The sequence below is a fragment of the Planktothrix paucivesiculata PCC 9631 genome (genome assembly GCF_900009265.2).
In the GTDB taxonomy this organism is placed as follows: Bacteria; Cyanobacteriota; Cyanobacteriia; order Cyanobacteriales; family Microcoleaceae; genus Planktothrix; species Planktothrix paucivesiculata.
The window spans coordinates 113,380-139,288 of record NZ_LR735022.1; the positions used below are offsets into that span (position 1 = coordinate 113,380).

The 25,909-nt window shown below is 40.8% G+C and carries 20 protein-coding genes; 7 read left to right on the forward strand and 13 right to left on the reverse strand.

What is annotated here, in order from left to right; translation table 11 throughout:
- Positions 1–82: 82 nt before the first annotated feature.
- A complete protein-coding gene (locus PL9631_RS19135; protein WP_083622768.1) occupies positions 83–901 on the reverse strand; it encodes a squalene/phytoene synthase family protein in 819 nt (272 codons plus the stop codon).
- Between the two features lie 179 nt (positions 902–1,080).
- On the opposite strand from PL9631_RS19135, the gene PL9631_RS19140 reads away from it, so the two are divergent.
- Complete coding sequence (locus PL9631_RS19140; protein WP_083622770.1) at positions 1,081–2,235, forward strand: ABC transporter ATP-binding protein; 1,155 nt, start codon at positions 1,081–1,083, stop codon at positions 2,233–2,235.
- 71 nt (positions 2,236–2,306) lie between these two features.
- Here PL9631_RS19140 and PL9631_RS19145 read toward each other — a convergent pair whose 3' ends face one another.
- The 4 genes from PL9631_RS19145 to PL9631_RS19160 all read right to left on the reverse strand — a co-directional run bounded on the left by PL9631_RS19145 (position 2,307) and on the right by PL9631_RS19160 (position 8,066).
- Positions 2,307–2,978 carry a DUF6629 family protein gene (locus PL9631_RS19145; RefSeq protein ID WP_083622771.1) on the reverse strand — a complete coding sequence of 224 codons (672 nt, stop codon included), beginning with the start codon at positions 2,976–2,978 and terminating at the stop codon, positions 2,307–2,309.
- Positions 2,979–3,203: 225 nt separating this feature from the next.
- Positions 3,204–3,761 (reverse strand): tetratricopeptide repeat protein, encoded by a 558-nt coding sequence (locus PL9631_RS19150; protein WP_083622773.1) that lies wholly within the window; start codon positions 3,759–3,761, stop codon positions 3,204–3,206.
- 444 nt (positions 3,762–4,205) lie between these two features.
- On the reverse strand, positions 4,206–4,736 hold the full coding sequence (locus PL9631_RS19155) for an RNA recognition motif domain-containing protein (protein WP_083622775.1): 531 nt from the start codon (positions 4,734–4,736) through the stop codon (positions 4,206–4,208).
- 693 nt (positions 4,737–5,429) lie between these two features.
- Positions 5,430–8,066: a zinc metalloprotease HtpX gene (locus tag PL9631_RS19160; RefSeq protein WP_083622777.1), complete on the reverse strand. Its 2,637-nt coding sequence runs from the start codon at positions 8,064–8,066 to the stop codon at positions 5,430–5,432.
- Positions 8,067–8,337: 271 nt separating this feature from the next.
- On the opposite strand from PL9631_RS19160, the gene lgt reads away from it, so the two are divergent.
- The 4 genes from lgt to pyk all read left to right on the forward strand — a co-directional run bounded on the left by lgt (position 8,338) and on the right by pyk (position 12,690).
- Positions 8,338–9,201 (forward strand): prolipoprotein diacylglyceryl transferase, encoded by an 864-nt coding sequence (gene lgt / locus PL9631_RS19165; protein ID WP_083622779.1) that lies wholly within the window; start codon positions 8,338–8,340, stop codon positions 9,199–9,201.
- 126 nt (positions 9,202–9,327) lie between these two features.
- Positions 9,328–10,116: a precorrin-4 C(11)-methyltransferase gene (gene cobM, locus PL9631_RS19170; protein ID WP_083622781.1), complete on the forward strand. Its 789-nt coding sequence runs from the start codon at positions 9,328–9,330 to the stop codon at positions 10,114–10,116.
- A 191-nt stretch (positions 10,117–10,307) separates the two neighbouring features.
- Complete coding sequence (locus PL9631_RS19175; protein ID WP_083622783.1) at positions 10,308–11,120, forward strand: SDR family oxidoreductase; 813 nt, start codon at positions 10,308–10,310, stop codon at positions 11,118–11,120.
- Positions 11,121–11,262: 142 nt separating this feature from the next.
- On the forward strand, positions 11,263–12,690 hold the full coding sequence (gene pyk, locus PL9631_RS19180; RefSeq protein ID WP_083622785.1) for a pyruvate kinase: 1,428 nt from the start codon (positions 11,263–11,265) through the stop codon (positions 12,688–12,690).
- A 93-nt stretch (positions 12,691–12,783) separates the two neighbouring features.
- Here the strand turns inward: pyk and PL9631_RS19185 are convergent, their stop codons facing one another.
- From PL9631_RS19185 to PL9631_RS19215, 7 genes are all read right to left on the reverse strand, one after another.
- Complete coding sequence (locus tag PL9631_RS19185; RefSeq protein ID WP_083622787.1) at positions 12,784–13,035, reverse strand: hypothetical protein; 252 nt, start codon at positions 13,033–13,035, stop codon at positions 12,784–12,786.
- Positions 13,036–13,309: 274 nt separating this feature from the next.
- Positions 13,310–14,593, reverse strand: coding sequence for a hypothetical protein (locus tag PL9631_RS19190; RefSeq protein ID WP_083622789.1), 1,284 nt, complete (start codon positions 14,591–14,593; stop codon positions 13,310–13,312).
- 12 nt (positions 14,594–14,605) lie between these two features.
- Positions 14,606–15,202, reverse strand: a complete 597-nt coding sequence (locus tag PL9631_RS19195) for a GUN4 domain-containing protein (protein WP_083622791.1) — start codon at positions 15,200–15,202, stop codon at positions 14,606–14,608.
- A gap of 72 nt (positions 15,203–15,274) precedes the next feature.
- Positions 15,275–18,601 (reverse strand): efflux RND transporter permease subunit, encoded by a 3,327-nt coding sequence (locus tag PL9631_RS19200; RefSeq protein WP_083622793.1) that lies wholly within the window; start codon positions 18,599–18,601, stop codon positions 15,275–15,277.
- Between the two features lie 55 nt (positions 18,602–18,656).
- On the reverse strand, positions 18,657–20,294 hold the full coding sequence (locus PL9631_RS19205; RefSeq protein ID WP_083622794.1) for an efflux RND transporter periplasmic adaptor subunit: 1,638 nt from the start codon (positions 20,292–20,294) through the stop codon (positions 18,657–18,659).
- A 156-nt stretch (positions 20,295–20,450) separates the two neighbouring features.
- A complete protein-coding gene (locus PL9631_RS19210) occupies positions 20,451–21,095 on the reverse strand; it encodes a DUF2834 domain-containing protein (RefSeq protein ID WP_083622796.1) in 645 nt (214 codons plus the stop codon).
- A 145-nt stretch (positions 21,096–21,240) separates the two neighbouring features.
- Entirely contained in the window at positions 21,241–21,591 is a 351-nt protein-coding gene (locus tag PL9631_RS19215; RefSeq protein ID WP_083622797.1) for a metal-sensing transcriptional repressor, read from the reverse strand.
- 303 nt (positions 21,592–21,894) lie between these two features.
- On the opposite strand from PL9631_RS19215, the gene PL9631_RS19220 reads away from it, so the two are divergent.
- Positions 21,895–24,756 carry a family 10 glycosylhydrolase gene (locus PL9631_RS19220; protein ID WP_083622798.1) on the forward strand — a complete coding sequence of 954 codons (2,862 nt, stop codon included), beginning with the start codon at positions 21,895–21,897 and terminating at the stop codon, positions 24,754–24,756.
- Between the two features lie 115 nt (positions 24,757–24,871).
- Entirely contained in the window at positions 24,872–25,447 is a 576-nt protein-coding gene (locus PL9631_RS19225; RefSeq protein WP_083622800.1) for a Uma2 family endonuclease, read from the forward strand.
- 104 nt (positions 25,448–25,551) lie between these two features.
- Here the strand turns inward: PL9631_RS19225 and PL9631_RS19230 are convergent, their stop codons facing one another.
- Positions 25,552–25,755 (reverse strand): DUF433 domain-containing protein, encoded by a 204-nt coding sequence (locus PL9631_RS19230; protein ID WP_083622801.1) that lies wholly within the window; start codon positions 25,753–25,755, stop codon positions 25,552–25,554.
- Positions 25,756–25,909: the final 154 nt, after the last annotated feature.

Genomic DNA, 25,909 nt, shown 5'->3' on the forward strand with positions numbered 1-25,909 from the left:
TGGGCTTTAGCCCTTACTCTTAGCGCCCAAGCGCAACAACTTTTAGCGCTGAAGCGCAACAACGCGCAACAACAAACTCCTATTATTTACCGCCGCAAACCTGTTCAATCAACTCCACAACTGCACTGCGAGTCAGTTTGTCCTGACCTTCTGCTAATACATTTAAAGTGGCATGGGCCAAAGCTAGGGGAATTCGGCAAAAATCCAAGGCTGGGCCAGAGGGTAAGGCTTCAGTGTAGGCATCTGCTAAGGCTAAATTCCGTTTGGCATAGCTGTGCATTTGTTCCGATGTCCAACCTTCGGGAAAGAAATCCACCCCCCGACTCCCATCATCCTTGTAATTCCGCAGAATATTCACCGCCTGTAACCCCCGACCAAAGCCAATGGCGTGAATTCGGTGGGTTTGTGTACCATCGTACCAAGCCCACAAATCCGACAACAACAGCCCCACAGCCCCCGCCACACCAAAGGTATATTGATCTAACTCGGCTTCGGTTTCAATCCGCCAATTCCGTCCAGCCCAAAATGCCATCCGGTCAGCCATTGCCGCCGTGGCATCCCAAATCCGAGGGCCAATCCGTTCCGGGGCTAATTTGGCCCATTCCCCCACCCGTAGGGTGACTTCTTCCAAGGTTTCAATATCGGAAAATTCCGCAAACCAATCATCAGCAATGGTTTCTCGACACACCGCCGCTTGAAAATTTTGGCTCATCCTATGCAGCAATCGGGCTTTTGTGGCATTATCCAAACCGGGATGATCTTCCACTTCATCAATCGCCCGCATACACAAATACGCAGACGCCACGGCTTCTTGGAGCAAAGGAGGTAAACGACTAATGGGGATATAAAAGGTTCGACTTGTATCTTGCAGGACGGACAGGGGATCTTTTTGCCAATTCATTCGTTTAACTCCTCATACCAAGTTAGCCCTTTAATTGCTGCACTTTCGCGCTCGATATTGTACACCGGAATCGGTCTCATGCTCCAAAGTACAATCTGGACTTCCCTAGGCTATCATCTTGTCAGTAAGACTATTGATCAGATAAGCTGTAGTCAGGGTAAATCTCCAAACGTGACACTATGCTGCAAGCGGCTACGCAGAATCAAGGTGCTATTGGGGCGCAAACGAAGCTCGACGTCGAACTTCGTAAAGTCTTCAAAGTCTTTAATGGAGAAACGGCGGTTCGAGGAGTAGACCTCGATATTCACCGAGGAGAATTTTTTAGTATTTTGGGGCCATCGGGTTGCGGTAAAACAACAACACTGCGACTGATAGCCGGGTTTGAAATGCCTTCGGCCGGAGAAGTCTTAATTCGGGGTCAGTCCGTTACCCAAACTCCCGCCTATCTGCGTCCGGTGAATACGGTATTTCAAAGTTACGCCCTGTTTAACCATTTGACGGTTTGGGAAAATATTGCCTTTGGACTGCGGCTCAAACGCAAAAGTAAGCCGGAAGTTGAGGAGAAGGTTCGGGAGGCGTTAACTTTAGTCAAAATGGAATCCTTTGCCAATCGTTATCCCTCTCAGATGTCCGGGGGGCAACAGCAACGGGTGGCTTTAGCCAGGGCTTTAGTTAATCGTCCGGCGGTATTATTATTAGATGAACCTTTAGGGGCTTTAGATTTAAAACTGCGGAAACAAATGCAGGTGGAACTCTCCAATCTCCATCGGAATTTGGGTTTAACGTTTATTATGGTCACCCACGACCAAGAAGAAGCCATGAGTCTGTCTGATCGAATTGCGGTGATGCACGATGGCAGAATTGAACAAATTGGCAGTCCTAACGAGATTTATGAATATCCTCAAACGCCTTTTGTTGCCGATTTTATTGGGGATACAAACCTGTTTCGGGGAACGGTGGAAAGTGTCGATTCTGCCCGTTTATTTATCGTTACAGAAACGGGATTAAGTATGGAAATTCAACAGATTGAAATTCCCGGTGTTCAACTCCCCCAACAAGATTTAAGAACAGGTGCATCGGCGGTGGTCAGTGTGCGTCCTGAGAAAGTGACTTTGAGTTTTTATCCCGTGGGCGGCGCTGTAAATTGTTTTGAAGGTCGTTTATTAAATTCTATGTATTTGGGAACCCATATTCAATATGTGGTGCAATTATTATCTGGGGAAAATGTGATGGTGCGCCAACCCAAAACCGGGGATAGTTTACCCGATAGCAATACCCCCGTTTATGTCTGTTGGGGAACAACAGATTGTTTAGCACTACCCGACCAAAAATAAACCGTAGTGAGTCCTTCAGGACTCTCTTAATTCTTAGACATCAAAAACAATTAACATTTTTTCTAGTCCTACTAATTCACCTCAGATTGCTGGTTATTTAATTTAGATAACTCTATTTTATCATACAAAAAGATTAAAAACAAACCACCACTCAAAATGGCGGCGAAAAAACACCAAACTGAAACAAAAGTGACCTGATAAAATTGATCAGCTACTAGGAAAGAAACCATTGCCAAAACCCCAAATAAAACCAATAACCTTTGACTCGATATTAAAAACGGCACACTGACCACCAGCAAATATAAGTATTTACAGATATTATAAAAAGGGATAAAATTGAGATCGTATAATAAATGACCTGAATAATTAATCGGAATTGTTCCCTGTATCACAACAAAACTGAAAAGATAAGTTCCTAAAATAGTGCCAATTAGTGTTAGTCCTAAAATCAATTTTTTGCGAATTGGATGAGCTTCTAGTAAATAAACTGAAAACGGGCAGAAAATCAACCAAAGCGCCGTAGCAAACCCTAAAAAACCGTAGGTTGCCATAAAATGCAGGGGTGTTAATGGTTTATTTAAGGTTAACCAAACAATTCCCTCTAGCAATTGCTGACTGGCAAAAAATAAGGGAAAAGCCGCCAATAAAAGCTGGTTTTTTGACGTTGTTTGTGTTAAGGTTGCTATTCCTAACACTGATAATGAGAAACTAGCAGTAAAACTTGCTGTTGCTGAAAAACACATAAAAATATTTAACTCCTGAGTTATTAAAAATGTTGTTTAATTCTTCATGATTATATCGTAAAACTATAATGATAAATCATTCGTTAACATAGCTGTTTAATTTATTCAAAAAACCAATTATTTGATAAATAACTTTAAAAATAATACGGATTTATCCCCCATTTGATTAACTGTTGGTGGACTAAATCAATCGCAGGTGGCGGGACATATTACATATTGGGGAGACTATTTGGCCAGGAGTCGTTGGGCTTCCTTTAAGTTATTCTGGGCGCTGACATAATTGCGGTCAAGGGCAATGGCTTTTTGATACTCGGCAATGGCTTCTGGTAGTTTCCCTTGTTGTTGTAGAGCATAGCCTAAACGATTATAGGCTAAGGTATGGGTGCTGGCAGGAGTTGCTTTTTGATCGGGTAAACTTAAAGCTATCCGGTAATTAGTAATCGCTTCTTCTAGTTTCCCTTGCCTTTTAAGTACATAGCCTAAGAGAAAATGAGCATAAGTATTTTTAGGATTTAGTTGAATAGCTTGGCGACAAGCTGCAATTGCTTGATATAAATAAGTTAAGTCATCTAGGGTATTGCAAAGATTAGTATAAGCCAGATCATTACTCGATGAAACATGAATAATTTTACGCCAAATTAATTCAGCTTCTTTGTATTTTCCAGCTTTGTCCGCTTCATCACCTTGTTTAAATAATTGCTCCACACTCTGCCCCAAACCAACAGGTGTGGAACTCAACACAGAAAAAATCAGAACCAGAGGTAGCAATTTCAACTTTTGCACGTTTCACCTCACTTGGTAGAGTAAGTAAGCCCGGTGCACGCACCAAGACAATGATATTTTAGCGCCGTTATCAACAAACGGGTCTATAAACCCAGAGCATCAACCCATATTAAGGGACAAATCACAAATTATCTGATAGCTGTGATTTTGAACCCTCCAAATATTCTGATCTATTGATATCGAATTGAGGTAAAACAAAGGAGTATAATTATTATTATTATGGTTTTGGTGCGTGGGAGTTGATAGCCTCACCCTAAAGGTTTGCGATCGCTTGCTCTTAATATTATAGATGATATATTATGACATACTTCCCCAAAGCTAATATAACTATACATATAATAATTGAATACCCTCAAAAATAAGAGCAATTCTGATTTTGATTCCTACTAAAAACCCACACTAACTTAAAAAGAAGTGTGGGTAGTTTACACAAAGCCAATACAATTAAGGGTTGGCAGCTTGGGCGGCTAAGATTTGTTTGAGTTTTTCTAACTCGTTAGCCCAACGCGGATCGGGTTGGAAAGAATCATCACCACTGGTTCTCGATGGGGCAGTTTGACCGCCGGAGGAATGCTTAGATTTTTTATTCCGACTTTTGCCACTTCCACCACTTTTAGGCATATTCCCCGAGGCTTTAATGGGTTGTGGAACAGGCTGTTGCTGTTGTTGGGGTTGATCGTCTTCCCCACCATTTTCGCCCTCGCCCACACCGTCTCCTTTTCCTTTTTTCCGAGGTAATGCTTTTTCTATTTTTAAAGCATTTTCTCTAAACATTACCCCATTATATTTTTCAACAATTTGATCCGCGACTTCATCGGTCTGCACGGTTACAAATCCAAAACCGCGACATTTACCAGTTTTGCGATCGGTAATTACCTTAGCAGAAACCGTATCTCCTTCTTCTGCAAAGACATCTTGTAATTCTTTGCGTTCTAATTCTTTGGGAAGATTACCAATATAAAGACGAACGGACATAAGTACAACCTCCAAGTTAAATGAAAAATAAGTAAACAAAATCATCCCCAACTTGTGTCGTTTAAAAACACAAATTGAGGATCAACCCCAGGCTATCAGCACTTGGGTCGGTTAAATTAAACTCAACAACCGACTCCATCTTAAAATTAAGATAAAGTCCTGTCATCCTCTCCCTATTGAACTGATCATGTAGAGAAAGCGGATTTGCTCGGTTGTCTTGTAAACTTTTTGCCATCTGTCAAAACTTGATGCTATAGAGTTTTGTTATCTCTGTATTCAAAAATAAATTGAACTTCCTATAGCTAAGACTATCTAAAGTCAACTCACCGGATGTCAACTTCCCGTCTTTAGAGTGCCAATAGTTGATTACAGCATTCAACAAAAATTTGATCATTCCTTTAAGTTGCTGCTTCGCCTCGTATCAGTCAGGCTATTGAGTGGAACCTAGAACCTTTGCTATGGGTTTTCCAGTACCGGATCGTTTTGAGCCAATCTCCAGGATAGCACAGCCTGGAACATAGTTCTAGGGTTTTGCCAAGATTTTTGTATTTAATTTGGCAAAGTTTCTGAAATCCATCAACGGAGTGATCCAAATAACTAGCTCCAAAAACGGATAGGGTTATTTTGAATCTCTGGTTAAAGAATCTAACACTAACGAGTCAGAAAAAGCAATCTTTTTTGATCAATTTCTGTTTACCAGCCGCCTTGAGAAGCCAGATAAGCACCCCATAAGGTTAAAACCATCGCCAGAATCCCAGACGCCACGGGGTGTCCACCGCGCAAGACCGTCGCCGGATCGGAGGTTTCTAAGGTGTCCACATCAATCCAAGGCGTCGCCCCCCGTCGCCACCATCCCGTCACCTTAATTGTTTGAGTGATTAACTCCTGGGGGTGACGAATTCGAGGCAAAAAATTAGTTAGGGGAGTTTTTTCGGGGAGATAATGTAGTTTGACAGTGCCACTGGAGGTTTGTAGAATTAACTCTTGAGCAAAGGTATTTCTGAACCCAGTCCGACCTAAAAGTTCACCCGTTAAACAAATTGGTTGACTATCAAGGGGAATGGTTTTAGGATTGGTGATCAAATCTGATAAGTTAGGTTCATTTAAGAGATTATTGGGTTTGATTTCAGGAAAAAAGGGATTAATTCTGACCAAAATTCCTAAACTACAGCCCATAACAATTGAACCTGCCATAATCCAATAGTCTCCCCATAACCATTCTAATTGCCAGAGTCCTAATCCCGAACAAACTCCCCCCATTAACCAAATAACTCCCCCAATGATCATCCCCGCAGGAATCCCAAAAAACGGCGCGCCTTGTAATAATAAAGGAGAATTCTGGGCGATTAATCGGGGCGGTTTCACCGGGGTCAGATGGGATAGATCAAATTCTGGTTCTAACTTCCAATAATTAGCATAAAAACCCAGAATTTTTAAGCGTTCTCCGATTAAGGGATGGGATTGATTTAAGGTTAATTCAGGGGTATAAGAATTAGTTAAATCCCAGGTTAATAAAGCATCTATTGATGTGTAAGGCGTTAAACTACCCATGGTTAAAGCCTGTTGATAATGAATCGGAATTAATCGGTCAAAGGCTTCTAAGATAAAATCAGTTTTTCCCTGGGTTTGAATAGTTTGGGATAATTTTATCGTAATTTTGAGTAAGGCGCGACTTAAAGCATTCGGATTTCCGGTGAGGTTACAAGCGATGCGATCGCTATAATAAACCCGACGACGGGATAAATATAAAGAAGGGAATCTTAACAGTTTATATAATCCATAACACAAAGGACAAATCAAAAGAGAGATCGTGCTTAATATTTGATGTAAAATACCTCGAATACTAGGGGGAATGGGAAAATTAAGATCGGGTAATTTTTCAGTTAATTCGGCTAAATACCAATAAATTAAATAGGGAATTTGACTGACCAGAGTGGCAAAAGACATCACCGCAAAATCCCATTCCCCAATGCTGGCAATTTCCCGGGCAAAAATTACAGCGATTTCATCTTCTGTTAATTGATCTAATAATCCTTGACTAACAACTATTCTAGCAAATCGTCGTAAACTTCCATAGGAGAAAATCACCGGATGATCAATCGGTAATAGTTTGATTTCCGGCAGTTTAAACTTTTTCTTTTGGCAATAATTTCTTAACAGTTTATTAGTTTCTTGACTTTGGTTAAATAATGTTGTTAAAGGTAAGGGTTTTAATCCATAACTCAGTTGCAGAAGTTTATCCCATAACCAAGGAGAGAATATAAATAAAATCGATAGGGTGAGATAAACACCATTAGTTGGATTCTGATAAAATAAAGGAATAGGTTGGACAATAGGCAGCCAAGATAAACTATTATTTGTCAGTTTCATTAACCCCTCTAGTAAACGAGGAGCTAACCAAAGCAAGGCTAAAATAGTGAGGGAAAGTTCGCCAAAAAATCGGGCAGTTTGCCAAATCCAACCCATAGCAAATATAAATAGAATAATCAGAATAATTTGCCAAGGTTGACGGGATAATTCTCGCCAAGAATTTAAAATCGGTTGCCAAATCCAAATTTGATTTAAACTATGATTAATAAAGGCAAAAACCATCGGAATAAACCAAATTAAACCCACCGCCATTAATAATTGTTCCAGTTTAAACGGACTCGATTTTAAAGGTTTAAGGGGTTTCCAATTCGTAGCTCGTCCTGCTTGTCGCCATTGCCAATCTTCAACCCTAGGAGGCGGCGGCGGTTGAATGATTTCTGGTTTTGAGTTAACCGGAGCATCGGGAATTTTTGCCGTAGAATTGGGGGGGATTTTTTCAGTTTTTTTGAGATTTAAAGGTGGAGGTTGAGATAAAGAAGGATTCGGGGCTTTTTCCGACGGTGATGGGGTAGAAAGTTGGGGAATTTTGGGCAGACTAGACTTAGCTTTTATCGGTTGTAAATTAGGATTTAAAGGAATAAAACCCGTTTCTGTAAAAGGTGGTAATTCCGAAGGTTTATTTTCAAGATTAGGATTAATATTTTGAGATTCAAGTTGTTTTAAACTCTGAGGTTTTGGGGGATAACGTTTTAATAATTTTTTTAAATAATCCCTAGCCCAATTTTTTACATTTTCCCGGGAAGATTGGGTTAAACTTTGACATAAATTAATCGCTAACTTAGTATTTCCTGTGTGTTCATAAGCAATCACTAACCCCATTTGCGCCTTAAATTGACCGGAATCCTGAGATTGGGCAATAGGTTCTAAAATAGCGATCGCCTGTTGATAATCTTTGCATTTTAAAGCAGCTAATCCTGATTCTAAATCCGATGAATTGGGGGGTAAATTGGAGGAAGACATAGGAGTAACTAAGAATTAAAACAAATTAACATTCACAGTTTTAGGGGAAATCCCTATCCTCAAATCATAAAAATGATTGATTCGATCTCATCTAAAGAGTTGAAAATTGACAGAAAGCATAGCAAATCCTATTGTACCCATTTTCTTGATTAAAATATCTTCAGATTCCTTTGATTCAATATTTTGATCAACTTTCTTCTGAAAAAAAAAATTAAACCAGAGCTTTGATCCCCAAGGGATGATAGAATGGCTTGGCTCAAAATCAGCTATTATGGATACAAATTACTTATTTCTAGCATTTCAATTTACATCCCCCGGCCCTATTATATTTGAAATCGGGCCGTTATCAATTCGGTGGTATGGCTTGTTAATTGCCTCAGCCGTCTTGATTGGAGTATCCTTATCTGGGTATCTTGCCAGTCGTCGGCAAATTGATTCTGAACTCATCGGAGATTTGGCAATTTGGTTAATTGTGGGAGCGATTCCTTTTGCTAGACTATATTATGTGGCATTTCAATGGGAAAGTTATGCTAATAATCCCAGCAATATTATTGCCATTTGGAAGGGAGGAATTGCCATTCATGGAGCAATTATTGGGGGATTAATAGCGGCTTTGCTATTTGCTAAAATTAAACAAATTCCCTTTTGGCAATTAGCTGATATTGTCGCTCCTTCTTTGATTTTAGGTCAAGCCATTGGTAGATGGGGTAACTTTTTTAATTCTGAAGCATTCGGAAGTCCAACGGATTTACCTTGGAAACTTTATATTCCCTCGGAACGCCGCCCTTATGGTTTTGAATCCTACGAATATTTTCACCCGACTTTTTTGTATGAATCCCTGTGGAATTTAACTATATTTGCCCTACTAATAACCTTATTCTTAAAAGGTTTAAAAGGCAAACATCCTTGCAAACCGGGCACAATATTCTTGGTCTATTTATTAACCTATAGTTTGGGTCGAATTTGGATTGAAGGATTACGCACGGATAGTTTAATGTTAGGGTCTTTAAGAATAGCTCAACTGGTTAGTTTAACGGGGATGATGTTAGGATTATTCGGTTTAATTTGGTTGTATGGATTGAAGCGAACCTTACCCGATATTGTGCAGAAATCCCATGTCTCGGAATCCGAATAAAAAAGCCCTAGACTCAATAGCCAGGGCTTCAACCAGGGTGCATCTACCGTTCTTGTCTTCTCCGTGGGTCAGTGCAGATCCGGAAAAAATAGAAATCCAGCGTCAATTTTAGGAAATTAGAACCTTATGGAACCAGATATCGGATTACTCAAAGCTGCGGTTTATATTGTTGGGGCAGGCCCAGGTGATCCTGAATTATTAACCGTGAAAGCCCAAAGATTATTGACCTCGGCGGATGTGATTATATTTGCCGATTCTCTGGTTCCTGAACAAATTTTAACCGGGGTGCGGCCGGATGCAGAATTAGTTAAAACCTCCGATAAGACCTTAGAAGAAATCATTCCCTTAATGATTGAAAGAGTTCGTCAAGGGCTTTCTGTTGTTCGATTACATTCGGGTGATCCGAGTTTATATGGGGCAATTTATGAACAAATGCAACAGTTAATAGAGGCAGAAATTGAGTTTGAAATTGTTCCTGGAATTAGTGCTTTTCAGGATGCAGCCGCCAAATTAAAAATAGAATTAACTGTTCCTGAATTAGTCCAAACGATTATTTTAACTCGGGTGAGTGGCAAAGCTACAGGTGTTCCTGCGGAGGAAGAATTAGAAAGTTTAGCTGCCCATAAAGCTAGTTTATGTTTATATTTGAGTGCGCGTTATGTGGCAGAAACCCAGCAAAAGTTAATCAAATATTATCCGCCAGAAATGCCGATTGCTATTTGTTATCGTTTGGGATGGCCCGATGAAAAAATCCGGGTAGTTCCCTTAGAAAAAATGGCACAGGTGACCCAGGAAGAAAACTTAATTAGAACCACTCTTTATGTGATTAGTCCAGCCTTAGAAAAAACTCCCCACACTTCAACTTTAAGATCTAAATTATATAACCCGGAACATTCCCATTTATTCCGTCCCTAACCTGGTTTAACCTCGTTTCTATCTACCTAGAAACAAAAAAAAGAGCCTCTGCCTCCTTCCTAATATTAACCCCAAAATATGATTCAATATAGGAGTTTAGAGGAGGCAGATCTCCCCGTTAGAAATTCCGTGGTAGAACCAGGGAACGAGAGTAACTAGAGTAACTAGACTATACCCTCTTTATAATTATTATGAATTTTAATCAAAAAAATATTATTATTACTGGAGGTTCCAGTGGAATTGGAAAAGCAACGGCTCAATTGTTAGCCAGTTTAGGGGCAAATTTAACTATTATTGCGCGAAATCAAACTACCCTTGATCAAGCTCGAAAAGAAATTGATGCGGTAAAATTATCTCAAAACCAGAAGGTTTTTACCCTGTCGGCGGATATTTCTATACGGGAAGAAGCGGAAAATGTCATGGAAACAGGAATTAATCTTTTGGGAGGTGTGGATATTTTAATTCTCTCGGCTGGAATGGCCTATCCGGGGTATTTTAGGGAACTTCCTATAGAGATATTTGAACAAACAATGGCGGTTAATTATTGGGGTTCTTTCTATTGTATTCGAGGAATTTTATCGAAAATGATTGAACAAAAATATGGTAAAATTATTATAATTTCATCGGGGGCTGGATTAATTGGAATTTATGGTTATACCGCTTATAGTCCTACTAAATTCGCTTTAAGGGGGTTAGCAGAATCTTTGCGAGGGGAATTAAAACCTTTGGGAATACAGGTTTCTATTGTTTATCCGCCGGATACAAATACCCCGCAATTAATTGCTGAAAATAAAACCAAACCTCCAGAAACAAAAGCAATTACGGGAACGGTTAAACCTTGGGAACCAGAAGATATTGCTCAAGCAATTATTCAGGGAATTAATAAAAATAAATTTGCGATCGCCCCCGGATTAGAAATGAAAATTTTAAATTATTTCCATAGTTTGTTATTTCCCTTATTAAATCGCTATTTTGATCACCTAATTAAACGGATAAAAAGTTAAATTAGGGTTAAGATTCACCCAAACTGGATTAATCGATGTAAGACTTGGGTTCAAAAGGTAAATTATTGATAGAATATGCCAGACAAGAGTTGAATTTGAGTCCAAGAACTTTTAATTATTATTCCATTGGCAGTAAAAAACCATGACTAAACCGTTCAAAAATCGTACCAAAATTGTTGCCACCATTGGCCCAGCGAGTAAATCCCCAGAAATTATTCGTCAAATGCTGCACGCGGGAATGAATGTCGCCCGATTAAATTTTTCCCATGGCACTTATGAAGATCATGCAGAAATGGTAAAATTGCTACGACAAGTTGCCCAAGAATGTGATAGTCCGATTACTTTATTACAAGATTTACAAGGCCCCAAAATTCGGATTGGTCATCTTCCCTCGGAAGAAATAGAATTAGTCGAAGGTGAATTATTAACCTTTGTTCCCGTTGATGATTTTGACAATCAACCGAATACCGTCCCCATTGATTATCCCTATTTAGCAGAAGAAGCCCAACCCGGAGCGCAAGTTTTACTTGATGATGGATTATTGGAATTAAAAATAGAAGAAATTCAGGGAAATGCCGTTAAATGTCGGGTGATTGAAGGGGGAACCCTCAAAAGTAGAAAAGGGGTAAATTTACCAAGTTTAATTTTGCGTCTTCCCTCCCTAACAGACAAAGATAAAGAAGATTTAGACTTTGGAATTTCTCAAGGGGTAGACTGGGTTTCCCTCAGTTTTGTTCGTCGGGCGGAGGATGTTATTGCCTTAAAAACTTTATTAGCCCAAAAGGGAGCTTCAGAGATTCCAGTAATTGCTAAAATTGAAAAACCACAAGCGATCGCTAACTTAGAATCTATTATCAATGAATGTGATGGTTTAATGGTAGCCCGGGGGGATTTAGGGGTGGAAATGAGTCCCGAAAAAGTCCCTTTGTTGCAAAAACAAATCATTCGGATGTGTAATCAAAAGGGGATTCCCGTGATTACCGCCACCCAAATGTTAGATAGCATGATTCATAGTGCCCGTCCCACCCGTGCCGAAGCCAGTGATGTTGCTAATGCGATTATTGATGGTACGGATGCGGTGATGTTATCGGGAGAATCTGCTGTTGGTAAATTCCCGGTGAAATCAGTACAAATGTTATCTAAAATTGCCAGTGATGTCGAACCGGAAATCGAATTTAAAAATTATCCTCCGGTGATGTCTGATGAAACTCATGCTTTAAGTGAAGCGTTGAATGTCATTGATAAAACCCTGAATTTGCATTGTATTGTTGCCTATACCAGTAGTGGATATACGGCAATTTTAGCCGCAGGAGAACGCCCCAAAGTTCCCGTGATCGCCCTGACTCCCAACCACAAAGTCTATCACCGTTTAAACTTAGTTTGGGGGGTTAAACCGATTTTATTAGAACATCAAGTGGATTCTTTTGAAGGGTTAATTGATCTGGCCCAAACTAAATTATTAGACCGGAATTTAGCTCAAATCGGAGATAAAATTCTGATTATTGGGGGGGTTCCGACTAAAAAAGCCCGGGGTACAAATTTCTTGAAAATTCACAAAATTACCGATTAAATTATTCATCCTCCCCAAAGTTATGGGGGGGATTTGCTCTGATCAGCCCGTCATCTCAACTCTAGGCAATTATATCCCCTAACCCATTTCCTATTATTGATTTTCCGCTTCTTGCGCCGTAGATTGTCTAACTAACTCGAGGGCAGAACCAAAAACGAAACCCATGGCAGCACCGGCTAGGGCGTAAGTCCGAGGAGCTCTCGACTGACTATAACCCAGGTCAACGGAAAAGCCAATATTACAGCATTGATATTGTTTCTCGCTATATTTGGAAACTCCTAGTCCAGCAATTGTACCGACGATCATCATCACCATTCCAGAAAAAATTACCAGTCGCATATTCATAATTATCTTCCTGGGATAACCCTAAATATAATTTGTTGCAATCATAACCCTATATTCTAAAATTAGCTCTATTTTTCTATTTTTGAACAATATTTTTAACCTTGTTTACAAAAGTTTAAAAAAGTTGATAAAATTTGTAGAGTTTTAGAGGCTTAATCCTTTATAAATGCGGGCTTTCCCTGTCAATATAAAACACTGATATATCCAACTGATATACTGAAAATATAAGTTTTCATGGGAACTATTAATTAGCAGGCTACAAATTATATATGGATTAGGTATTCATGCGTTCGTAAATAGCAGAAGCGGCCGGAGAATAACGGGTGAGATAGCTAAAAATCCAGAATTTGATACAGGAATCAATAATCACAGGAACCGTTGCAATAAAACCATTAACCGCTACTCTACTTTCAGGGAGTCCAAAATGAGCGATTGCACCTTCTAATAAAACTTCCCATCCTTCGGCGGAGTGAAAGCCCACAAACATATCCGTAATTAAAATAAACAAAAATACTTTTAAAGGATCACTCAAATTCAAGAAAGTTCGATTAGAAAAACTTCTTAATACCGTGATTTTATTTCGATTAAAATAAACTAATCCCACAAAGGCAAGTAAAGCCACACCATCGGATAAAACATTTTTTAATCCATTCAAGGCACGATTACGAGAGTCTCGCCAAATTTCGGTGGCCTTTTCTGATAATTTTTCTTCTTTTTCTTCCTCGGAAAGCATCGGCTTTCCTGATAATAATTGTTTGATTTCTAAACCTTCTTTAAAAAAAGAATACTCCTGTAAAAACTCCTCCTGAATCCCAGAACTGAGTTCAATTTTAGTGGGATATTTGTCACTATAATTTCCCATTAATGGGTTAAAAACAATATTTTTAACAGCAACTTGAACTAACAAAGGAATCAAGAATAAAATCAAAATCCAACGCCTAGCCACTTGATCTTGGATGCGTCTAATTCTTAATTCTTGAACTACCTGTTGTTCATACTCAGGTTTAACTTTATTTCCCCCAAACCATCCCCAATTCAACCAATTATTTTTAGGTTGAGGTGTAATAATAGATGTCGCCGATATAATTGGAGTATCTAGGGTACGGGCGATCGCAGATTCATTGTTTTCTACTTTTAATTCTTCTGGTGTTAACTTGATCGGTGTTGAGGTATTGGCTAAACTATTAATTAGGGCATCCTGGGAGTCGTCGCGATATTTTTTGATCACCCCATCAATAAAATCCAGCTTTTCGATAATTTCAATGTCGGGAATACCAACGGATTGAAATGTTTCTTCCTGGGATAAAGATTGAGGATTCCATAAAAAACTATTCAATTTGAACTGACTCAAATTAAAACGAATTGTTAATAGGTGGCGATCGCGTAAACTTTTAACATAATCAACCACCGTTTTTTTATATTCAGGATGATACCCAATCGGATTACCCTGAAAATATTGATCTTCGAGGGCTTTAATGTCTTGGGCACTTTGATAAGCGGATTCTAAGAGTTGAATTTGTCTTTGATTCAACCAATAATTAAATCGATTGAGATTCATAAATGCTCCAGATCAATCAACACCACAACTAATTAAACGGGCAATAAAATAAACTTCCATTTTCGCGCCGTAGGGCGATCGCCACCACCCAGACGGATGACACCCCACAGGAGCTTCTGAACTAAAATCAAGATCTTCATAATCTAATAATTTATTATTGACACTCCATCCAAATTGGGCTTCCATGGCTTGTAAAACTTTCATATCAATATCAGAAATATCATCGGTTCCCCCTAAATTAGTATAAATTTGCTGTTGAACACTAAAGCCAAAACGACCTTGACTATAACTCATCCACAGTTGATCCAGCAGACTTAATGCACTACAGGGAAAATTCATAACTTCATCAGGAATAATATTTTCCAGGCTACTTTTTCCCATAATTTCTAACATAATTCTTGTGGTTTCCTCATCCGCAGCTTTCCAATTTTCGGTTTCTAAAAAATCCCGTAATTTTTGGTATCGGTATATATCCGTTAATAATAATAACGCTTTATCTAACTTCTGTTCTAAGCGTTCAACTCGTTCGGATAAAGCATCTAAACTCAAAGGTTGAGATTGAGGTTTAGATCCTTTTGGTTGTTGTGGTAGTAGAGGTTCGTTTGACATATTTGGTAGATATAAAAGGGAATAGGTAACAGGCTATGGGCTGAAGGCTCATTCAACCCTAGTGGCTATAATTTATGATAATTTAGGATTGACTGGCTCACTGGTATCGGGTTGGATAGAACCATTATCTGAGGGGGGCAAAGTCTCAGAAGTTTTACCTTGGGAATGGGGATCTTCCGGTGGAGAAGGAGGTTGATTTTTATCCGATTTATTGTTATTAGATTTATCGGATTTTTCCCCTTTTAGAAAACGAGCTTCCAGGGTTTTAATCGTAATGTACAGGTTCGGTGTAATTAACAAACTTAATACGGTTCCCGCTAACAATCCCCCAAAAATTGCCGTTCCCAATGACCAACGACTACTAGAACCCGCACCGGAGGCAACCACCAACGGCCAAAACCCGATTAAACTGGAAATCGCCGTCATTTGAATCGGTCGGAACCTTTGTTCCGCCGCTTGAATTGCGGCCTGGGTAATACTTAGGCCCTTGTCTCGCAGTTGGTTAGCAAACTCCACAATCAGAATGGAGTTTTTAGACGCCAAACCAATCAACATCACCAGGGCCACCTGCACATAGACATCATTGGTGATCACCGGCCAGACCGTCCCTTGCATCAGGACATTTGACCGGAACCAAACCGCGGCCATCGCCCCCAAGACCGCCAGAGGCACGGACAACATAATAATCGTCGGATCAATATAACTTTCATACTGGGCCGATAGCACCAGAAATACCATAATAAAAGCTAATCCGAAAATTAGAACTGCCGAACCCCCGGAGGATTTTTCCTCCAGGGCACTTCCCTGCCAAGAATAATCAAAACCGGGGTCTAAGACCTCAGCGGCTAATTTTTCCATCTCGGCGATCGCTTGGCCCGTACTAGAGCCAGGGGCGGGGTTGCCTTGAATCAGCATGGAACGGAAGATATTAAAATGGTTAATGGTTTCTGGCCCGACAAAATCTGTCAGTCTGACCAAATTACTCAGGGCAATCATCTCGCCGTCTTGGGAACGCACATATAACTGATCAATATCTTCGGGTCTAGCGCGAAATTCTGGGGAAGCCTGGGCATAAACCCGATATTGACGCTGACCCAGGACAAAATCATTCACATAGGATGACCCTAAATAGGTTTGTAGCGTGCCAAAGATATCATTAATATTGACATTTAGGGCTTTGGCGCGATCGCGCAGAACCTCCACTCGCTTCTGAGCTTTACTGGCTGAAAACTGACTAAATACCCCGGCGAAAGTCGGATTGGCATTAGCTGCGGCGATTAAACGATTACCATTTTCCACTAAGGATTGAATTGGTAAAGTCCCCGTAGTATCTAAGAGTTGAAATTCAAAGCCTCCGGTGGTACTCAAACCCTGTACCGGGGGGGCATTCACCGCGAAGGCTTGAACTTCAGGAATCGATTGTAAAGACGCATTTAATTTTCTTAAGATCCCATAAACCGACTGTTCCGGGTTCTGGCGTTCTTCCCAGTGTTTGAGTAACACAAAGGCGATCCCTTGACTGGGGTTTTGTCCCTCAAAACCAAATCCCGGCACCACAAAGGCACTTTCAATTTCAGGAATGGCTAAAACTCGATCCACAATTTGCTGCGAGGCTTTAGCAGTATAGTTGAGGGACACCCCATCGGGAGTCCGAAATAGAATCAGCAGATAGCCCTGATCTTCTTCGGGAACAAATCCCGAAGGAACCAGTTGATACATGAACACCGTTGCCACTAACCCCGCCACAAACACACCCATAACTAAGGCATTAATCCGGGTTAAAAAGGTAATGAATTTACGGTATCCTTCCTGTACCCAACCAAAACCTTGATTAAATCGGTCAAAAAACCATCCTAAAGGCCCGTGGCTTTCCTCTTTGGGGCGGAGTAATAACCCAGCCATACTGGGGGAAAAGGAAAGGGCGTTAAAAGTGGAAAACACCAGGGCAAAAATAATCGTCATGGCGAATTGCCGATAAATCGCCCCGGTGGTTCCCGGGAAAAAGGACACGGGAATAAATACGGCCATCAACACCACCGAAGTGGCAATGGTCGCCCCGGTGAGTTCCTGCATGGCATCTAAAGCAGCTTGACGGGCTTTCATCCCCTGTTCAATTTTGATCGAGACGGCTTCTACAATTACGATCGCATCGTCCACCACTAACCCCGTTGCCAAGGTACAAGCAAATAGGGTTAAGGTATTGAGTTCAAAACCAAAGACCTTTAACCCAGCCATCGCCCCGATTAGGGCTACGGGAATGGCAATGGAGGGGATTAAGGTAGCCCGCCAGTCCTGTAAAAAGATAAAAATCACCAACACCACTAAGCCAACGGCCATCAGTAAACTGATCACCACTTCCTCAAGGGACACTTTAATAAATAAAGTCGTATCATAAGCAATCCGGTTTTCGAGTCCCGGCGGGAAACTTTTGGCCATATCCGCAATCGTGGCTTTGATTTGATCCGATGTTTCTAAGGCGTTACTTCCAGGTAATTGATAAATACCTAAACCCGCGGCGGGTTCCCCGTTAAAGGTGGCTGCCAGATCGTAGCTTTCCGCCCCTAACTCCGCCTTTCCTACATCCCGAATGGTAATTAAACTACCATCACTATTGGTTTTCAGTACCAGTTGTTCAAATTCTTCAGCCCCCCGCAGCCGACTTGTGGCCTGTAGGGGAATTTCAAATAGTTGATCGGGGGGAGTGGGTTGTTGACCAATTTTTCCCGCCCCGACTTGGACATTTTGTTCGCGTAAAGCCCCGACCACATCCTGAGCCGTTAATCCCCTGGCGGCCATTCGAGCCGGATCGAGCCAGAGTCGCATGGCATATTTCCGTTCTCCAAAGATAGTAACCTGACCCACCCCAGGAATTCGGCTAATTTGGTCAACAATAAATAGATCAATATAGTTACTAATAAAAGTGGGATCGTAGAGGGGTTTTCCCGTTTCATCTTTGGCGGAATAAAACCCGATCACGAGGAGAATATTGGGCGATGAGGCTTGAACCGAGAGTCCGGTTTGCTTCACAACATCGGGTAAATTAGATTCGGCTTGGGCCACTCGGTTTTGGACGTTCACCTGAGCAATATTCCGATCCGCATCGTTGGGAAAAAACACCGAAATATTACTGATACCGTTATTGCCCGTACTAGAGGACATATATTTCATCCCCTCCACCCCGTTAATCTCCCGCTCGATGATGGTGGTAACGGTGGTTTCAGTCGTTTCCGCATCCGCCCCAATATTAACCCCGGTAACGCTAATTTGGGTATTTGCCAGGTTAGGAAGTTGGGTAATCGGCAGTAGGGGAACCGAGATAGCCCCGATCAAAATAATCAGGATACTACAGACCGTCGTGAGGACGGGTCGTTTAATAAAGGTTTGAACAAACAGAAGCATAGCAATCTTCTCAGGGGTTGGCAGTTAGTGGGGGATTAGGGATTAACCAGGTAATTTATTGTTTTCCCGGTGAGGGGGCATCGGTGGTGGGTTGCTGTTTTTGATCCGTAATGGGTGTGCCATCTCGTAACTTGACCACGCCATCTATCACCACTTTTTCTCCGGCTTTTAAACCTGAGCGGACTTCAAAGCTCTGACCTTGGATACTGCCCAATTGCACGGGTTTTTGTTTGGCGATTAATTGAGTTTTCCCATCCTGGGTTTGTTCTTGGGCAACAAATACAAAACTTTGATCCCCAATCCGACTAATAGAGGTGACGGGAATGGTGATTCCTGATTGTTGTTCCCAAATTACCTTAGCTCGGACAATTTGATCGGTTCGCAGTCGATTATTGCGGTTATCGAAAAGGGCTTTGACTAAAATGGTTTGGGTTCCTGTCCCGGCACTGGGGGCGATATAGGAGACCTGGGAAGTTCCGATTAATGCTCCGGTTTCTTGAGATCTAAGCTCGACTAAAGTTCCGGCTCTAACTTGAGAGAGGCGTTCAATGGGAATATTGATTTTAACTTCTAATAAATCATTTTGTCGGATCGTAGTAATAGTGGTTTGACTATCGACAAAATCCCCAACTTTGACCAGTACCTCCCCGACTATCCCATCAATCGGAGCATTGATTTGATAATATCCCAATTCTATTTGTCCCGCCGTTGCCGTTGACCGAGCTTGGTCAATATCGCGCTGGAGTCTTTGTACTTCGGCTTCTTGAGCTTGAATTACTTTTTGTTGACTGGCGATTTGAGCCTTGAGGGTGGAGACCTCACGACTATAATTCTGCGAGGCACTTTCAACTTTGGCTTGAGAAGCATCCACCCGTCTTTGTTGGGTCTTGATTTGGGTGCTTAAGGTGGAAATTTGACGTTCTAGGTTTTGTTGGGCGGTTCTAACTTTTGCCTGGAGGGACATAATCTCCCGTTCTTGAGCCGCAAAATCCGCTTGAGATGCTTGATAGTCTCTTAATTTTTGATCGTAGATTTCTGAGGAAATCACTCCTTGTTCATACAGTTGTTGATACCGATCATAAGCTTTTTTCCGCTCGTCCATAATTGCCCGTCGGCGCTCCCGTTCTTTAAGCCCTACCTGCACATTCTCTTGGGCGGTTTTGAGCTCATCCGCGACGGAGGTATATTCTAATTCATACTCTAATCGCTGTTTTTCATTTTTTTCGGCGGCTAGGGTTTGTTGAGCATCTTGTAAATCAGCTTCTTGGGATTGATAAGTCAGTTGGGCTTGGATTCGCTGCAATTCCGATCGTTGGGCGTCCAGATTAGCTCTAGCACTATTTAATTGTGCCATCCTAGACTCAACCCCGGCTAATTGACCTTCATAATTCGCCTGTTGTTGGCGTCCGTCAATTTCAATTAAGGGGGTATTTTGAGAGATGCGATCGCCTAAACGAACAAAGACCTGTTTCACCCAGCCATTCACCCGGGGTTGAATCACCGCATTTTGAATCCCTTCGACCCTAGCATTAAATTCGCTGGTATCTCTAACATTACTCATACCTACGGTTGCTAACCTGACCGTGACGGGTGGAGGAGCCGCCGCTTGGGGTTCACCTCCACAAGCACTCATCAGAAAGCTAGTTAGGATGAGAGGAAAATAGGAATTCCAAGATGCTAGACGCTTGTTCATGGTTTTGTCGAAAACGGGAAACGGAGAATAGACTCAATTGAGAATATTGGAAGTGTATTATAGATGATATTGTAAGAATTTTAAGATCGGCCAAATAATTCTTATCACTCAGTTTGATGATTTAAAGAAGGGAACAGGGAATCAAAATAATTCTTATCACTCAGTTTGAGCATTCAAAGGTGATCTTGTCGTTAAATAAAATAGTGCCCCAAATAAAGGAATTAAGCTAACCAACTCAAATATTACAGAATTTTTCATTTCTCGTCTAGCCCGATCATCTGTTAATAAAACTGGAAACAGAAGACTTAATAATAAAAAGTCAAGACTCATAACATGAATAAAACGACTGGTTTGCCACTGTTGAATAAAATCCGCCCAATTGCCTTGAGTTAAACCATAAATAACCAGTGTAATTGTTCCTATTGTTAATAATAGTCCCGTAATTCGAGAATCTAATATTTTGATAAACCCTGATTTTTTTCCTAAGAATTGAGGGTTAGGTTGGCGTAAAGCCAGGTAAGGTAAAATCGCAAAAGCACCTACCCCAAAGGATAAAGTTGCAAATAGCCAAGCCGGCGTTTTTTGCCCATGTCCATCAATAAATAGAACACAGCTATAAATTAACGGCCAAATTCCCATAATATTAAATAGGGCGATAATTAATGGATTAATTCCCGTCCAGTTACCCGTTGACAGATTTTTAATTAAATCCAAAGTTTCGGGCTGATCTGGTGGTGCAAATATAAACGCATACAGCGTAAATCCAAGCCAAATTAAACCAAAAATAATCTTATTTTTCATAATTAAACTTAGGGGAATGGGGAATGAGAATTACGAATTACGAATTACGAATAGGTAATACTTCGACTTCGCTCAGTAACAGGGTAATGGGTAATAAACTCTTAACTGATGACTGTTAACTGATGACTGATGACTGATTTAGGGTTTAGGGTAAAAAACGATCTAATGCTGATTTTAAGGCTTCAATTTCCACATCAATATTTCCTTCCTGCGCCGCGCGAGCCACACATTCACTCAAATGTTCATCTAAAATAATTCTAGCTACCCGATCTAAAGCTCCTCGAATCGCGGCAATTTGGATTAATACATCAGGACAGGGGCGATTTTCCTGTACCATGGTTTTGACACCTCGAATATGTCCCTCTAACCTAGATAGACGATTGACTATCTTTCTCAAAGATTCTTCACTATGAATATGGGGATGGCTAGAATGTTCGTGATCATGATGTTCTAGTAAATTATTGAGTTCTTTTACCGTCGGTTCTAAGTCATTCATTATTTTTTATTAATATACAATTCAAAAATATTTTATAATTGTATCTCAATTTTTTGGCATTAGCAAAAAATCCGCACGGAATCAGAAACGGGGTTTCCGGGATTTTTTTGAACCCGCTCCTACAGATCCCTGGTAGAATATTGAAGATTTCTATAATCCTCGTCCAATTTTTGAGGTGTGGAGTTGGAAAGAGAGAGAATTCGGCGGAATTCAAGGTTTAGCCCAAAAAAAGGCTTGATAATTCTGTCTATTTATGCTAGTTCACCTGAATTGATTGTATCATTAAAAAACTAATATAAACCAATGGTTCAACGGCGATCGCAAACGTTTTTCCAACAGATTATTCTTGGAACTCTTGCCAGTACAATCTTACAATTATCAATTCCCCTAACTTCCTTAAGCCAAATCAATCAACCATTGGGCGTAATTCGTGAACCCGAACAAACCACAGAATGGAATAGCATTGAACAACGGTTAAAAGCTAGTAGAATCCCTTATCAAACCCTGGATTTAAACAATATCAAAAGCCCCGCCGATCTTCAGGGAATTAGAGTTTTATTCATCCCTAATATAACTGTTATTAAAACCGAACAAGCCAAGGTTCTACAAGAGTGGGCAAAACAAGGCGGACAGGTGATTGCCAGCGGCCCAGTCGGAGAAAAATCTACCCCGTTAGTTCGTCAATTGTTGCGATCAATTTTAGGTTCCTATTGGGCTTTTCCCCTGACAGTTCCCGCTAAACCCCAAATCGCTAAAAATCGCTGTCGAACTAAAGATCCTATCTGCCCTTCCCTAACAACTTGGGGGCCAAATCAACCCAATTCTAACGCCGTTGAAGGGGGGGTTTTAATTCCCACTACCTTAGAAAGTTATACCGCCGGAATTTGGGAAGCTAGTGGCAGTTCTCCGGCCGTTATTACTACTCAAAAAGCCACCTATTTAGGCTGGCGCTGGGGAAATCAATCCTCCCCTGATGTTGATATTGCTTGGTTACAAGCGGCGGTCAGTCGTCATGGTTTAGCTGGAAACCCGACAACAACTCCCATCGCCACGGCAACCGTCCCGCCCCCAACAGCTACCCCTCCGGCTCCTCCAACCCCGACAGCAGCCACCCGTCCGGCTCCTACAATGCCCCCAACAGTCGCTCGTTCGGCTTCTATACCCCTTCCCGTACCCCTGCCCCAACCCACCACACCGAGGGTACGGCCAACGGCTGCTGTCCCCGCTCCTCGTCCGGTGACACCTGTGATAGTTCCCCAGGCTGCGGTTTCCCCCCCCCGTTCAACTACGCCCCCCGCTCCTAGCTTAACGGCGACTCGGACATTGCCCAATACTCCAAGCGTTCCCAGTAGTTTTATTGACCCTTCCGAACAAACGGCCCCGGCGGGCTTAGAAGTGCAGCCCGGAAATCAAGCCATTGAGGAATTAACGGCGATCGCAATGCGTCAGGAATTAATAGATTTATTGGGACGTTTTGAAAATGCTTTAATTGCCTCAAATTCCGGTAATATTCCGATTAATTTACAAGTCGCATCCACTCAATTAATCGCAGGAACCGGAGGAAGTCTAGCCAGTGCAAACTTTAAAAAATCCGATCAAATTATTACCAAAGCCAGAGAATTAATTAAGAATTTTCCCCAATTAGTCGCTCAACAAAATTGGATGGAAGCTCGCCAACAATGGTTAGAAACTCGTCAACAATTATGGCAACATTATCCCACAGAAGGAGAACGATTAGGGGCAGAAATTCGGGCGGTTTGGTTAGACAGAGGAACCATTGTTAAAGCCAGAAATGAGGCGGGACTGGCGCAGGTTTTTGATCGGTTAGCGGCGGCGGGAATTAATACGGTTTATTTTGAAACAATTAATGCGGGTTATCCAATTTATCCCAGTCGAGTTGCGCCCGCGCAAAACCCCTTAATACAGGGTTGGAACCCCTTAGAAGCGGCGGTGAAATTAGCTCACCAACGGGGTATGGAATTACACGCTTGGATCTGGGTTTTTGCGGTGGGAAATGATCGCCATAATCAACTTTTAGGACAACCAAGTAGTTTTTTAAGTCCGGTAATTCAAGCCCATCCTGATTGGATCAATATTAACAATTATGGGGAGTTAAGAAATCCCCGCGATCACAAAGTTTATCTCGACCCAGCCAACCGAGAAGCTAGGGCTTATTTAATGCGTTTAATTAATGAAATTACCGCCTATAATGTCGATGGGTTGCAGTTAGATTATATTCGCTATCCGTTCCAAGATCCAAGCGGTAGTTACACCTATGGATATGGGAAAGCTGGACGGGAACAATTCCAACAATTAACAGGAGTTGATCCGGTTAATATTACTCCCAAGAATAATCAATTGTGGAATCAATGGCTACAATTTAAAACCCAACAGGTGACATCTTTTGTCGCAGAAGTTTCGCAATTTTTGAAGCAACAAAAACCTAATGTTATTTTATCGGTGGCGGTGTTTTCTAATCCTGAACAGGAAAGGATTATGAAAATTCAACAACAATGGGAAGTTTGGGCTAAAAACGGTTATGTGGATTTAATTGTTCCGATGACCTATGCAATGGATACTAACCGTTTACAACGTATTACTCAGCCCTTAACCCAGGAACAACGGTTAGGGTCGGCGTTAATTAGTCCCTCGATTAAGTTATTAAATTTGCCGGAAATTGTGGCGATTGATCAATTACAATCCTTACGGGATTTACCAACAGGTGGATATTCAATTTTTGCCGCTGAAAGTATTGGTAATAATCTCCAAAACTATTTGCATAGAACTCAAAATAATTCCTCAAAAACTCAACCTCCCATTCCCTATCGCCAGCCCTTTGCTGCGGCGCATGATCGCTATTTAGCCTTAAAAAGAGAATGGAGTTTTCTGTTAGGAAATGAACAACTTTGGATACGAGATGAGGAATTAAAATCTTTGAGTATTCAAGCGGAGGAGTTAGCACAAACCCTAAAACAGTTAGAGGATAATCCTTCTACTCAAACTTTAGGAATCGCTCAACAAAAGTTAGCAACTTTCCAAAAACAATTCCAAACTTCTATGCGTTTACAAGCCTTAGAACGTCCCTATCAAGTCTCTAGTTGGGCAAATCGTTTGGCGAGTATTAATATGTTATTACGTTATGGAGAAAGAAGAATAAAAAATTAATCAGAAGATAGTTTATTGTTGGGCTTTAGCACTCTTAGCACTGAGGAGCCTAAGTCCAACAATGTTATACTTAATAATGAATAGCAAAGGGATGTTACAAAGTTGAGGTAACAACATGACTCAAACCCCTGTAAAATTAACGTTTGAAGAATATTTAACTTATAATGACGGAACAGATAATTGTTATGAACTTGAAGATGGGGTGTTAATTCCGATGACACCTGCAAGTCCGATTCATTCTGATATTGTTGAATTGCTCTATGATACCTTCAAAGCTGAGGTAAAAAGACTAGGGTTAGACTTAAAAGTAAAACAGGGAGATGTGGGGATACGAACTAGATTAAGTCGCTCCCGACAACCAGATATTGCTATTATTCAAGGGGAAGATTGGCGACAGTTACGACAATTTAAAAAATCAGCAATTCTGGAAGTTCCGGCTTTATTAGTAGTAGAAGTTGTGAGTCCTGGGGAAGATAACGAAAACCGAGATTATATTAAAAAGATGACTGAATATGCGGAGTTTGGGATTTCTGAATATTGGATTATTGATCCTTTAACGGAGCAAGTTATTGTTAATTTGTTGATAAATGGAAGTTATCAGAATACTATTTTTATAGGTCAACAAAGGATTATTTCTCAGCTATTGCCCGATCTTAATTTAACTGTTGAGCAAATTTTCATTGCAGAGTAAAAAGTGTAAGTTAAGATTAAAATTATAGCGGTATGCGATTAGACTAAGCTAATACCAATATGCTTTCTACTTCGCTATTGCCAAATTGAATTATAGTGTCAAAATTATCTTTCCCGTTCGGCTGCAAAGGCAAGGCAAGCTTTGATATCTTCTGATGTTAGTTCTGAAAAATCTTCTAAAATTTCTGTCTCTGTCATACCACTGGCTAGATACTCTAGGATATCGTAAACAGTGATTCGCATTCCTCGAATACAAGGCTTACCACTGCGTTTTCCGGGTTCAATCGTGATGAGATCATTGTATTTCATCGGTTTTTGAGGATAGTTACTTAAATCTATTATAGGTCATAATTAGATCAAAACAATTGGCATATACAATCAATGGTATTTTAAGACATTTATACAACTGATTTATACACACTATAGCACTGTAGCACTATCAACTTTAATAGACATTTTTTCT

Coding starts and splice junctions, on each gene's coding strand:
- PL9631_RS19145 (WP_083622771.1), bottom strand. CDS start 2,978: ATGTGTTTTTCAGCAACAGCAAGTTTTACTGCTAGTTTCTCATTATCA.
- PL9631_RS19160 (WP_083622777.1), bottom strand. CDS start 8,066: ATGTCTTCCTCCAATTTACCCCCCAATTCATCGGATTTAGAATCAGGA.
- lgt (WP_083622779.1), top strand. CDS start 8,338: ATGGATACAAATTACTTATTTCTAGCATTTCAATTTACATCCCCCGGC.
- PL9631_RS19210 (WP_083622796.1), bottom strand. CDS start 21,095: ATGAAAAATAAGATTATTTTTGGTTTAATTTGGCTTGGATTTACGCTG.
- PL9631_RS19215 (WP_083622797.1), bottom strand. CDS start 21,591: ATGAATGACTTAGAACCGACGGTAAAAGAACTCAATAATTTACTAGAA.
- PL9631_RS19200 (WP_083622793.1), bottom strand. CDS start 18,601: ATGCTTCTGTTTGTTCAAACCTTTATTAAACGACCCGTCCTCACGACG.
- PL9631_RS19195 (WP_083622791.1), bottom strand. CDS start 15,202: ATGTCAAACGAACCTCTACTACCACAACAACCAAAAGGATCTAAACCT.
- PL9631_RS19230 (WP_083622801.1), bottom strand. CDS start 25,755: ATGAAATACAATGATCTCATCACGATTGAACCCGGAAAACGCAGTGGT.
- cobM (WP_083622781.1), top strand. CDS start 9,328: ATGGAACCAGATATCGGATTACTCAAAGCTGCGGTTTATATTGTTGGG.
- PL9631_RS19155 (WP_083622775.1), bottom strand. CDS start 4,736: ATGTCCGTTCGTCTTTATATTGGTAATCTTCCCAAAGAATTAGAACGC.
- PL9631_RS19140 (WP_083622770.1), top strand. CDS start 1,081: ATGCTGCAAGCGGCTACGCAGAATCAAGGTGCTATTGGGGCGCAAACG.
- PL9631_RS19175 (WP_083622783.1), top strand. CDS start 10,308: ATGAATTTTAATCAAAAAAATATTATTATTACTGGAGGTTCCAGTGGA.
- PL9631_RS19220 (WP_083622798.1), top strand. CDS start 21,895: ATGGTTCAACGGCGATCGCAAACGTTTTTCCAACAGATTATTCTTGGA.
- PL9631_RS19205 (WP_083622794.1), bottom strand. CDS start 20,294: ATGAACAAGCGTCTAGCATCTTGGAATTCCTATTTTCCTCTCATCCTA.
- PL9631_RS19135 (WP_083622768.1), bottom strand. CDS start 901: ATGAATTGGCAAAAAGATCCCCTGTCCGTCCTGCAAGATACAAGTCGA.
- PL9631_RS19225 (WP_083622800.1), top strand. CDS start 24,872: ATGACTCAAACCCCTGTAAAATTAACGTTTGAAGAATATTTAACTTAT.
- PL9631_RS19190 (WP_083622789.1), bottom strand. CDS start 14,593: ATGAATCTCAATCGATTTAATTATTGGTTGAATCAAAGACAAATTCAA.
- pyk (WP_083622785.1), top strand. CDS start 11,263: ATGACTAAACCGTTCAAAAATCGTACCAAAATTGTTGCCACCATTGGC.
- PL9631_RS19185 (WP_083622787.1), bottom strand. CDS start 13,035: ATGAATATGCGACTGGTAATTTTTTCTGGAATGGTGATGATGATCGTC.